General features: G+C 71.8%; 8 protein-coding genes. 5 read left to right on the plus strand and 3 right to left on the minus strand.

Annotated elements, in window-relative coordinates; genetic code table 11:
* Positions 1-136 precede the first annotated feature (136 nt).
* The 5 genes from IF22_RS35745 (at position 137) to IF22_RS0104125 (ending at position 4,293) form a co-directional block, all read left to right on the plus strand.
* A complete protein-coding gene (locus IF22_RS35745) occupies positions 137-283 on the plus strand; it encodes an aspartyl/asparaginyl beta-hydroxylase domain-containing protein (protein WP_245233519.1) in 147 nt (48 codons plus the stop codon).
* An 82-nt stretch (positions 284-365) separates the two neighbouring features.
* The gene (locus tag IF22_RS0104110; RefSeq protein WP_030328539.1) at positions 366-707 is read left to right on the plus strand and encodes a hypothetical protein; all 342 of its coding nucleotides are present in this window, start codon (positions 366-368) and stop codon (positions 705-707) included.
* Between the two features lie 366 nt (positions 708-1,073).
* Positions 1,074-1,202, plus strand: a complete 129-nt coding sequence (fxsA, locus tag IF22_RS34150; protein ID WP_231639982.1) for an FxSxx-COOH cyclophane-containing RiPP peptide — start codon at positions 1,074-1,076, stop codon at positions 1,200-1,202.
* A gap of 8 nt (positions 1,203-1,210) precedes the next feature.
* A complete protein-coding gene (locus tag IF22_RS0104120) occupies positions 1,211-2,437 on the plus strand; it encodes an FxsB family cyclophane-forming radical SAM/SPASM peptide maturase (RefSeq protein ID WP_030328542.1) in 1,227 nt (408 codons plus the stop codon).
* Positions 2,434-4,293: an HEXXH motif domain-containing protein gene (locus IF22_RS0104125; RefSeq protein ID WP_030328544.1), complete on the plus strand. Its 1,860-nt coding sequence runs from the start codon at positions 2,434-2,436 to the stop codon at positions 4,291-4,293. Before IF22_RS0104120 ends, IF22_RS0104125 begins: the two co-directional genes overlap by 4 nt.
* Before the next feature lie 27 nt (positions 4,294-4,320).
* Here IF22_RS0104125 and fxsT read toward each other — a convergent pair whose 3' ends face one another.
* The 3 genes from fxsT to IF22_RS0104140 are packed head-to-tail and all read right to left on the minus strand — an operon-like array spanning position 4,321 to position 11,119.
* Positions 4,321-8,574 (minus strand): FxSxx-COOH system tetratricopeptide repeat protein, encoded by a 4,254-nt coding sequence (fxsT, locus tag IF22_RS0104130; protein ID WP_030328546.1) that lies wholly within the window; start codon positions 8,572-8,574, stop codon positions 4,321-4,323.
* Entirely contained in the window at positions 8,571-9,611 is a 1,041-nt protein-coding gene (locus tag IF22_RS0104135; RefSeq protein ID WP_245233520.1) for an AAA family ATPase, read from the minus strand. The genes fxsT and IF22_RS0104135 overlap by 4 nt, the downstream gene beginning before the upstream one ends.
* A 14-nt stretch (positions 9,612-9,625) precedes the next feature.
* Positions 9,626-11,119, minus strand: a complete 1,494-nt coding sequence (locus tag IF22_RS0104140) for a VMAP-C domain-containing protein (protein WP_030328550.1) — start codon at positions 11,117-11,119, stop codon at positions 9,626-9,628.
* Between the last annotated feature and the right edge of the window lie 28 nt (positions 11,120-11,147).

Genomic DNA, 11,147 nt, shown 5'->3' on the forward strand with positions numbered 1-11,147 from the left:
GCCAAGGCAGGACGGGATCCCTTCCCGGCGGTGTTCGTCCGCCCGACGGCTGGACTTCTCGGATGGCTCCTGGCACCCACATCAAGCCCATCAGGGATGGGTTACCACCGTTTACCGCGCCCATCTCGGACTCGTCGTGCCGCAGGACTGCGCGCCGCGAGTGGGCGACGAGACCCGACAGTGGCGCGAGGGCGAAACCTTCGCCGCCGACTGCCGGGCGTGCGCAGCACCCCTGGGCATCACGCTCGATGCAGCGCGGTACGCGGTTGAGGCGTGCATCTGATCATGGCCGAGGTGCGACCAGGGCGAGGCCGAAGCCGGGCACGGTCAGCAGGGGATTCTTTGCAGTCGCTAGGGTCGCCATCGTGAGCGATCATCACGACGGCACTTGGACGCTGCATCGGCGCGACGACGGCCGGGTACTCGCTGGTCTCGTGGTGACCGGTGGTGACTTTCCGTGGCTGAATGCTCGTGTCGATCCGAGGGAAGGGCTTGCGGAGGTCCGGACGCTCTTCGCCAAGGAGCTGCGGCTGCTCGATGGCGTTGATGAGGACGCGGAGTCCTGGGAGCGCGCATACGAGGCAGTTCGGAACACCGTGACGCTTCGGTACCCGGACGGCCAGGAGGTTCCTGAATTCCTACTTCACATCGATGGCAACGAGGCGTGGTGGCGGTGGAGCGACGAGCCGTTTCGCGAGGAGCAGTGATCTGCCACGATGGCTGGCTTCCCAGCGGCCGTCTCGAACAACGGCGTCACAAGCGGGCGCGGTGGCGGAGGTTTGCCGTGGGTGATCCGCCGGATGGCGGCGGGCGCGGCGCCGCGACTTCCGCGACCACTGCCAGAAATCAGACAGCCCACGGTACGCGCGCCGGCTATGGACTGTCCGGGGCGGAGCGTCGGCCGTAGACTGACCCGGTTGTCCGGCATCCACTGGTACCTTGGGCTAGTTTAGGAAATTTGCTCCGCCTCCAGCTGCCGCGTTCGGAGCCGGTCAGGATCACTAGCATGCGATTGTCCTATAGAGGAATCGATGGAACCCACGGTCGATGATTATCTGTCTCACCAATTGGATGTGAGCAAGATCAGCCTCGCCGAACTCCGGGAGGCGAGGCAGGGCGCGTTCGTGCACTGCCTGGAGCGGATTCTCGACGAGCTGGACCGACCGCAGGACCCCGTCGCTGGTTTCACCTCCGCGATCTGAACCCCGTCGTGGTCACCAGCGCGCCACCGTCACTTCCTCTGCCGTCTGAATGGCCTCTCGGCGAGTCACCGCTGGACATCACACCGGCCGGTTGGCGGCCCACCCCGTTCCACGACTTCGTCGTCAAGCTGCACAGTCGGTGCGACCTCGCCTGCGACTACTGCTACATGTACGAGCTGGCCGACCGTTCCTGGCGAGGCCGGACGGCCTTCATGCCCGACGAGGTCGTCGACCTGGCGACCCGGCGCATCGCCGAACACGCCCGCGACCACCGCCTGTCGACGATCCGGGTCATCCTGCACGGCGGCGAGCCGCTGCTCGCCCCGCCCGCCACGTTGCAGCGGGTGGTCAGCACGCTGCGTGCGGCGCTGTCGTCCGGGACGGCGGCACAGTTCACCGTGCAGACCAACGGCACCCGCCTGACCGAGCAACGCCTGCGCCTGCTGAGCGCCGCCGGCCTGCGGGTCGGGGTCAGCGTGGACGGTGGCCGGGTGGCCAACGACCGGCACCGCCGGCACCTCGGCGGCCGGAGCAGCTTCCCCGCCGTCGACCGCGCGCTGCGGCTGTTACGCGAGCAGCCCGACCTGTTCGCCGGCATACTCAGCGTCATCGACCTGCGCAACGATCCGGTTGAGACGTACGAGACGCTGCTGGCGTACCAGCCCCCGGCCCTGGACTTCCTGCTGCCGCACGGCAACTGGAGCGAGCCACCGCCGGGTCGTCCGCCCGACGCCAGCACCCGGTACGGAGAGTGGCTCGTCGCCGTCTTCGACCGGTGGTACGACGCGCCCCGGCGGGAGACCCGCCTCCGCCTCTTCGAAGAGATCGTCGTGGGCGTACTGGGCGGCCACAGCAGGTCGGAGCAGATCGGACTGAGCCCCGTCGGGGTGATCGTCATCGACGTCGACGGGTCGCTCGAACAGGTCGACACGCTGCGCTCCGCCTACGAGGGCGCCCCGGCCACCGGCCTCACCGTGGCCGATCACCCGTTGGACGCCGCCCTGCGGCACCCGGCCGTCATCGCCCGACAGATCGGCGCGAAAGCACTCGCTCCGGCGTGTCTTGATTGTTCGGTTCATCCGGTCTGTGGTGGAGGGTACTATCCGCACCGATACCGTAAGGGCTCAGGATTCCGCAATCCCTCGGTCTACTGCGCCGACCTGCGATATCTGATCGACCACATCGCCGGCCGCGTACAGGCCGATGTCGCCCGAGTGATGAGGCAACGCGCGTGACCGACGTGATCCGACTTCCCGCCCGGTCCTTCAGCCAGCTCGCCGCGGGCCACGGCGACGCCGAGACGATCGCCCGGCTCCGCCGCGGCCAGCTCAGCCGACGGCTGTTCCTGCTGCGGGCACTGCTGGACGCCGACTCGTCCCCGGCCACCGAGGCCTCGCTGGAGCTGCTCGTCCGCGCCCAGGCCCACCGGCCGGAGGCCGTCGACGAGGTACTGCTCGCTCCGCACGTCGGCTCCTGGCTGACGGTCACACTCCGGCGGCTGCGGGCCGGCCCCGCCACGGTGCCGCCCCGCAGTCGCCGCTCCGGCGCCACCGTCGCGGCCTCCCGCGACGTCAGTCGGCTGGGCGAGATCGCCGCGGCCGCGGCGGCCCGGGCCGGGCTGGACTTCACGATCGAGCTGTCCAGCACCGACGGCCAGGTCATGCTACCGACGTACGGACGCGCCGAGTCGGGAACCGGCAGCGTCACCGTCACCGCCGAGGACGGCCGGCTGCGGATCGGCCCGGTCCTGGTACCCAGCGACCCGTCGGCGGACGCGCCCGGCTGGTCCGGTCTGCGCACGATCACGGCCCAGGCCGCCGGCCGCACGCTGCGGCTGATCGTCGACGACCTCGACCCCTGCCGCGACATCCACCAACTCCGGGCGGCGGGCCGGCTCTCCGACCCCGAGCTGGCCGGGTGGCAGGCGGCCCTCGACGAGGCGTGGCCGGTGCTCGTGCGGTCACATCCCGGCTACGCCGAGGGGATCGCCGCGGGACTCACCACGATCGTCCCGCTGGTCGCCCCCGAGGAGAGTTACGGCGTCAACGCGACCGCCATGGAGTCGTTCGGCGCCGTGTCCCTGACCCCACCCACCGATCCACTCGCCCTGGCGGCGGCGCTGGTACACGAGTGGCAGCACGCCAAACTCGGGGCGCTGCTCGACCTGATCCCGCTGCACCACGCCGATTCGGAACCCCGGCACTACGCGCCGTGGCGCGACGATCCCCGGCCGCTCGGCGGGCTGTTGCACGGTGTCTACGCCTTCTTCGGGGTCACCGACTTCTGGCGGGTGCAACGGAGGGTCCAGCGAGACGCCGCCGCCCGGTTCGCCGACTTCGAATTCGCCCGCTGGCGCTCCATGGTCTGGCAGACCACCGAGCTGCTGCACGGGGTCCCGAACCTGACCGAGGAGGGCCGGCGGTTCCTCGCCACGCTGACCGAACGGCAGCGCCGCTGGCTCGCGGAACCCGTCTCCCCGGCTGCGGCCTCGCTGGCCCGGCAGGTCACCGCCGAACACCGGCTCGGCTGGCGCCTGCGCAACCGGGTGCCCGATCCGCACCGGGTGCGCCGGCTGGCGGACGACTGGCTGGCCGGGGCGGCGCCCTCACCCGGGCCGATCTCCGCCGTGCTGACCCACGACGTCGGCTGGACCTCGACCCACAACGTCCGATTCGACCTGGCCGGACTCCAGATGGCAGATCCGGAGGGCTTCGACCAGCTCTGCACCGACCCGGCGCAGGTGACCACGCAGATACCACAGGCGTCCGCCGGCGACATCGCGCAGATCCTCGGCGACGACGCGACCGCCCGCGCCGCCTACCTCCGCCAGATCCTCGACCAGCCGGACGAGCCACGATCCTGGATCGGTCTGGCGATCCTCACCGAGCTGAGCGGCGACGGCGCGGACGGGGAGACCGCCGCGCTGCACCAGATGCCGGAACTCGTCGCCGCGTTGCACCGCGAGATCCGGCGTCGCGGCGCCGACGCACCGGACCCGCTCCGGCTGACCCGCTGGCTGCGCCCCCTCGTGGCCGAGGCGCCCGAGGCGGTCAGCCCGGCGGCGGGCGCCCCGCTCGCCGCCCGGGCCTAGCCGCCGTCCTCCCGGACCCGCCAGCGCTCACGTCGGAGGCGGGTCGATCGGGATCGACACCCGATGGCTGGCCAGCAGTTCGGCCGCGTCCGGGTGGTCCAGGCCAACGGTCCGCTCGTACCCGGCGATGGCCGCGTCGCGCAGCTCCCGGGCGGCCGGCCGGTCGCCGAGCGCCGCCAGCTCGATCGAGAGGTTCGCGGCGCAGATCAACGTCTCCGGGTGATTTTGGCCGTTCACCTGCCGGGCCGCAGCCAGGGTCTCCCGCAGTAGCGAAGCCGCTCCGGCATGGTCCCGGCTGGCAGCGAGATCGTTGGCGAGGTTGACCGTCGCACAGAGGGTGTACGGGTGCTCCATCCCGAGCCCGGCACGGAGTCCGGCGACCGCCCGCTCGTCGAGCCGGCGCCCTTCGGTGTAGTCCCCGAGTAGGCGGAACACGATCGCCAGGTTCGTCATGCAGACGTACGTGAAGGGGTGTTCGTCGCCCAGGACCCGCTGGTAGCCGGTCAGCGTCTCCTCGCCCAGCACCCGGGCCTCGGCCAGGGCCCGGGCCCGCGCCACCCGCTCCTGCTCGGTGCGGGGCAGGATGTTGAACAGCGTCATCGCCGCCGAGATCGTGTCGGCGTGGTTCTCCCGGAACCGGCGCAGGCACAGCGAGTACACCTCACGAGCCACCGTCAGCGCCTCGCTGTAGAGGCCGGTCTTGCGGAGCGTGACCGCGTGCAGCCGGGTCGCCCGCAGCACGTTCGAATGGTCCGGCCGCAGGCTCCCCCGGTGCAGCGGCAGCCACTGCCGCTGCAACCGCAGCGCCTCGTGGTAGCGGCCCAGCCCGTCCAGATCCCGGGAGAGCAGGGTGGCCGTGAACAGGGTGTACGGGTTCGTGTCGCCCAGCACCCGCCGATAGCGCGCCCAGTTGTCCTCGTCCGTGCGCCGCGCCCGCTCGAAGTCGCCGAGCAACCGGTAATCGACGGCGAGGTTGTTCGCACAGCGCAGGGTGTCCGGGGCGTCCTCACCGAACACCCTGCGGTGCGCCTCGAGCAGCCCCTCGTCCAGTTCGCGGGCCCGCTGCCACTCGCCGAACAGCCTCAGGTCCGCCCCGAAGCTGTTGGCCAGCGCCAACGTGTGTTCGTGGTCGGGCCCGAGCGTGTCGCGGGCGATCTCGTACGTCCGTTCGTTCAACCGCCTCGCCTCCTGCGGATTGCCGGTGGAGCGCAGCGCGTTGGCGAGGAACCGGGCGGTGATGATGGTCTGCTCGTTGGCCGCCCCCAGCTTCTCCAGCCACCGGCGGTACGCGATCGAGCCGAGCTCGCGGCTGCTCTCGTAGTCGCCGCTGACGTAGAGGTAGCGGATCTGGTCGAGCACCACCTTGCGGATGTCGTCGGACTCGCCGTCGATCGCCCCGGAGGCCAGCACGTGCGGGTTGAGTTCCGCGTGCCGGGGCCAGATCTCCTGGTCCTCCGTCGGATCACCGGGGTTCGCGGCGGCGAGGAGCTTCTGCACGGCGGTGCGGTAGGTCTCCCGGTCGGCCGGGGTGAGCCGGTCCCGCAGGGTCGCCTGCACCAGGCGGTGGATCTGGATGCTGTTGCGGGTCGCGTCCACCTTCGCCAGGCCGTACTTGCCGATGTCCCGCACCGCCCGGCGCAACTGGATGTCGTCCCGGACGGTGGCGTCGAGCAGGCTGGGCAGCCCGGCGTAGCGCCCCATCGGCAGCAGTCTGATCGAGATGGGCTCCGAACCGAGGAAGGCGCACAGCTCCAGCAACTGCAACGCGGCAGGGGTCTGCTCGGCCAGCTGGTCGAATGCCAGCCCCCAGGTGATCACCACCGGCGTCGAGTACGACGCGGGTGAACTCTCCCGCAGCAACAGGCCGACCCGTTTCTCCAACTGGCCGAGGTACTCGTCGATCGGGGTGCCGGTCGCCAGCATCCAGGCCGCCGCCTGCTCCAGGGCCAGCGGCAGGTCCCCCAGCTGCTCCGCCAGCCGGTCGGTGTCCTCGTCGTCCAGCTCCGGCAGCCGCCGCCGGATCAGCTCGATGCTCTCCTCCCGGGTGAAGACATCCACCTCGATGCTGTCCGCCACCCCGGCCCAGTTGTGGTTGCGGGAGGTGATGAGCACATGCCCGCCGGGGTTGCTGAGAAACGGCATCAGGTCCTCGGCCCGGGTCGCGTTGTCGAAGACCAGCAGCCACCGGCCGTACGGCCGTCCGGTGCGCAATGCGTCGTACACGGTCTCCAGGGCCTGCGACACGTCGACGTCGTCGCTGACCAGATCGAGCTTGCGGGCCAGGGCGACGAGCGACTCCCGGATCCGGGTCGGTTGTTCGGCCGGAACCCACCAGATCAGGTCGTAGTCGCTGGCGTACTTGTAGACGTACTCCACGGCGAGCTGGCTCTTGCCGACTCCGCCGAGGCCGTGCACGGTGTGCGGCAGCACCGCGGTGACGTTGTCGGTCAACCGCTGGCGCAGCACGTTGAGCAGTTCTTCCCGCCCGGTGAAGTCGGGGTTGCGGGGCGGCACGTTCCCGAACACCGCTGGCTGCTCCCCGACGCTGGAACGGCCCCGATCTCCTGGAGCGGTCTGTGCGGTCATGTCGTCCCCCTCTTCGGGTGTCGCCGCGATCGGTAGCCGCCGGTCGGTCCGCTGCGTTGGCGTGGCTGGCGGGCCGAGGGCGGCCGGAGCCAGCCGCCGCGCGAGTTCCGAGTACCGGCCTCCCAGGCTGCGCAGCACCGTGTAGGCCACCTCGGCGAACGGGCGGCCCAGTCGGGTCGCCAGCCGGTCCGAGACCTGTCCGGCGAGCAGCGCCGGAAAGTCCAGAGCCGCGCCCATGTGCTCGTTGACGTAGCGGGAAACGACGTCGAGGATCCGCAGCGCCTCACCGACCCGCAGTCCGGAGAGTAGTTCCTGCCGTACGCCGGGAAGGAACTCGTAGCGGGCCTGTTCGACCGGCGTGTCCTCGGCCCAGCTCGCCGCGTGGCGCAGCAGCCCGCTCAGGTAGACCTCGGCGAGGTCCTGCGGCTGTGAGCGTGGCAGCATGAGGCGCTGCACCAGGCGCATCACCGGCAGTGTCAGCGGTGCGGCGGCAAGGAACTCGGCGAGTTGACGGGCCTCGTCCGAGGCCATCGCCCGGAACCGGGCGACCCGCTGGGCCGGCGTCAGGTCCAGCGGCTCCGGCGACGGTGGCTCCCGCAGCGGGTCGACGAGCAGCGGACGAGGGTCGGTGGTCAGCAGCGCGACCGCCGCGACCGGGCCGAGGGTGCGGCCACTGACCAGGGCGGCCCCGGCGGCGAACCATCGCGGTGCCAGTTCCAGCACCGGTATCGCGACCGCACCGCGCGGAAGGTGGTCCGGCACCTCGTCACGCAGGCGAGGGTGCAGCTGCGCCGCCGGTGCCGCAGGCCGGGTCGGCCGGACCAGCACGGGGTGCAGCGTCGGGCGGCAGCGGTGCCACAGCCGCTGGGGCAGCGGCTGGACCACGGCGACCGGACCGGAGCGGCCCCAGATCGCGAGCCACCGTCGCAGCTCGGGAGCGTCCCAGATGGCGCCGGTGCAGTCGCTCAACACCATCGTCAACTGCCGGCCCTCCGGGTCGACCAGCTCGCGCGGGTCCCGCGCGGTGCTGCCGCCGTCGGAGGTCAGGATCGGCCGGTGGCCCTTGGCATCCGGCCGCAGGTACCACACCTGGATGCGGCGGAACGTGTGCACCCGCATCCGGTCGGCGAGGGTCCGGATCTCGGTCGCCGTCGCCTCCCAGACCACCATCGACGGGCTGCCGTCGACCAGCAGTACGAGATCCAGCCACGGCTCGGTGACCGGGGTGAGGCACGGTTGGAGCATCCGGGCCTCCGCCGACCGGCGGGCCGTCTCCGCCTCGTCGAGCCGCACGGCGTGCCGGGCGGGTACGGACCGGCGCAGCGGGGCCAGCGCCCGGGCGATCTCCCGGGCGTGCGGCAGGGCGGGCACCCCGGGAGTGCGTAGCGGCAGCGAGGACGGGTCGCGGGGCCCGTTGGCGGGCGGCGGCAGGTAGAGCTTGGCGGACGGCTCCGCCTCGGTCACCGCGGGCGCCTCCGGCCGGGTGGGCTGCCGGGCCGGGGAGGTGGACGGCGGCGACGCCGGTGGCTCGGGTGGCGCCCCCGGCGGCGCGTCGCTCGCCGTCGCGGCTGGCCCGGCTCGGGGCGGCCCCGGCTGGCGGGGCAGGAAGCGGGCCAGCCAGATCGCCTCGGCGCACTCCTCGGCCGTCAGGGCTGAGGGAGCGCCGCCGAGGGCGGTGACCAGCCGATCGATCATAGGGTGCCGGCCGCTTCGAGGTCGCGGATCAGGTTCGCCCGCAGCCGGGCGCGGGTCGACTCGGGCGGTCGCACCCCGGAGGTGACCAGGAAGATCGCGTTCAGCAGCTGGTCCGTGGCCACCGCACCCCGGTCGCGCAGGTCGAGGAAGTGCGTGATCAGGTCGGCGCTGGCGGCCACCGCCTCCTCGCCGAGCATCGAGGTGATGATCTGGGTCAGGGCCTGCTCGTCCGGGGGCTGGATGTCCAGTCGCAGGCAGCGGCGCAGGAAGGCGGGTGGGAACTCCCGCTCGGCGTTGCTGGTGATGACGACGACCGGGAAGGCGGCGCAGCGGACCTGGCCGCGCCGTACCGGTGCCCGCAGGGTGCCGTCGCTGGTCATCACCTCCGCCAGGCTCTGGTCCTCCGGCAGCCGGGCCAGTTCCGGGATCTCGAACCGGCCCTCCTCGAAGACGTTGAGCAGGTCGTTGGGGAGCCCCAGGTCGCTCTTGTCCAGCTCGTCGATCAACACCACCCGGGGACGTGCCCAGGGCAGGAGTGCCGTGCCCAGCGGGCCGAGCGTCAGGTAGCGGCCGATGTCCGGTATCTCCTCGGTCCGCCCGGTGGACTGGAAGAGGTTCGTCTCCTGGAGCCGGCCGATCGCGTCATAGCGGTAGAGGCCGTCGTCCACGGTGGAGCGGCTGGTCACCGGCCAGTAGAGCACCGGCCCGAGGCCCAGCTCGTACGCGACGCTGTAGGCGAGGGTGGACTTTCCGGTGCCCGGCTTGCCCGTCACCAGGAGCGGGCGGCGCAGGTAGAGCGCGGCGTTCACCATCTCGATCGCCTCGTCGGTGATCTGGTAGCCGCGTGCCCGCTCGGCGCCCTGCCGGTCCTCCGGCAGCGCCGAGGTGATCAGTGGCCCGCCGCCGAACCGCCGCCACTGGGGCGGTTCGGGGAGCCGCTCGACGCCGTTGTGCGGCCGTCCGGTGCCGAGGTAGATCCGCCAGTCCTCGCCGTCGCCCGTGGCGGAGTCCTCCGGCTGCGGTGGTGATTCCAACACGCTGTCGTCCCTTCCTAGACCGGCGCGCTGAGGGCGTCGGCCGGTGGCACCCGGTCGATCTCGTCCCACAGCAGGGTGAGGTGGAGACCGAGGTGTTCGGGGGAGCCGCCCTCGCTGCCCGCGTCGCGACGCAGCTCCCAGACCAGCTCGCGCAGGTTTGCGACGCTGCGCGCCATGAGCACCTCGGGGATGTACGAATCGAACCGTGACGCCGCCGCGCGATCGCGACACCAGAGGACGACCGGCAGTCCGGCGGTGACCGCGGCGCCGATCGCCGCCTGGATGTGCCGTTCGGCGCCGCTGACGAACAGCACGAGACAGACCGGGTAGTCGTCGTTGCCGAGCAGTCGGGCGTGCAGGTGCTGCGCGACGTACGGCTCGGTGAGCCGCTCGAAGGCGACCGCCCGGGCCTGCACGGCGGAACCCTGCTCGCGCAGCCGCCGGTGCCGCGTCCGCCAGCGGGGACGCATCAGGGAGTTGCGCATCCGGGTGAGGTCGCGGACGACCACCGGGTAGTGCACGCCGAGGGCCGTGTAGAGCCCCGGAGCCGCCACCTGCCACCTGTCGAACTCGTAGTCGAGCAGGCGTCGGGGCACGATGAACTCGACAGTCAGTTGACCGATCTCGGCGGTACTGCGATTGGCCAGTTCGGTGAGCGCCTCATCGATCTTGAGCTGGATCTGCTCCAGTCGGAACCGATCCCCCGGCCCGTCCGGGACGCGTTCCCAGTGCCACGGCAGCCGGCCGGGATCGCCCGGGGTCACCAACCAGGCCTCGAACAGGTACCGGGAGGCGTCGATGCCGTCCGCGTCCAGCAGCACCACGAAGTAGGAGCGGTACTGGTCGCCGTCCGAGGGTCTGGGACCGCCCGCCGACCCGGCCGGCGGCGGGGTCGCCGCCGGACCCGGCGGGACCCCCATCCGCCGCGCGACCGCGTCGGCGAGGCGGCCGGCGATCCGGCGGGCCGGTAGGGCGACCCGGCCCGCCAGGTCGTCCAGGAAGGCGACCAGCGGCGGGCGTACGTCGGGGTCGGAGATCGCGTCCTCCAGCTCCCGGAGGACGGCCGCCAGGTCGGTGACCGGTGGGCGCACCCGCGGACCGAGCCGCGCCACCGCGCCGCGGCACAGGTCCAGCAGCACCGGCGGATCGAGGCCGTCGGCCAGCTCGACGATCTGGCCGCGTTCGTCGGCGGTGAGGATCTCCGGCGGCAGGTGGATGGCGACGAGTGCGCGGAAGCGGTCCAGCTCCGGGCTCTCACCGTCCACCGCCGCCACCGCCTCGGGCAACAGCCGAAGCGCCCCCGGCACCTCCTCGCAGGCCGCGACGAGTCCCCAGAGGTCGGTGAAGGGCACGTCGGAGCGGCGGAAGACCGGCTCGCCGTCGATCAGGTGGCCGAGTTGCCGTACGTACCGGTCGCGGTGGGTGCGTACCTCGGCACCGGTGAGCGCGAGCATCGCGTCGACCAGCCGGCGGTGGTCGTGGGATTCGAGGGTCACCGGCGCCGCCATCCGAGCGCACTTCGGCAGCGCCGGAGGA

Origin of the sequence: Micromonospora parva (assembly GCF_000718515.1) — a bacterium.
Taxonomy (GTDB): Bacteria; Actinomycetota; Actinomycetes; order Mycobacteriales; family Micromonosporaceae; genus Micromonospora; species Micromonospora parva.

Bases quoted from the DNA above. Each gene is read 5' to 3' on its own strand.
- fxsT (WP_030328546.1), bottom strand. From the start codon at position 8,574: ATGATCGATCGGCTGGTCACCGCCCTCGGCGGCGCTCCCTCAGCCCTG.
- IF22_RS0104140 (WP_030328550.1), bottom strand. From the start codon at position 11,119: ATGGCGGCGCCGGTGACCCTCGAATCCCACGACCACCGCCGGCTGGTC.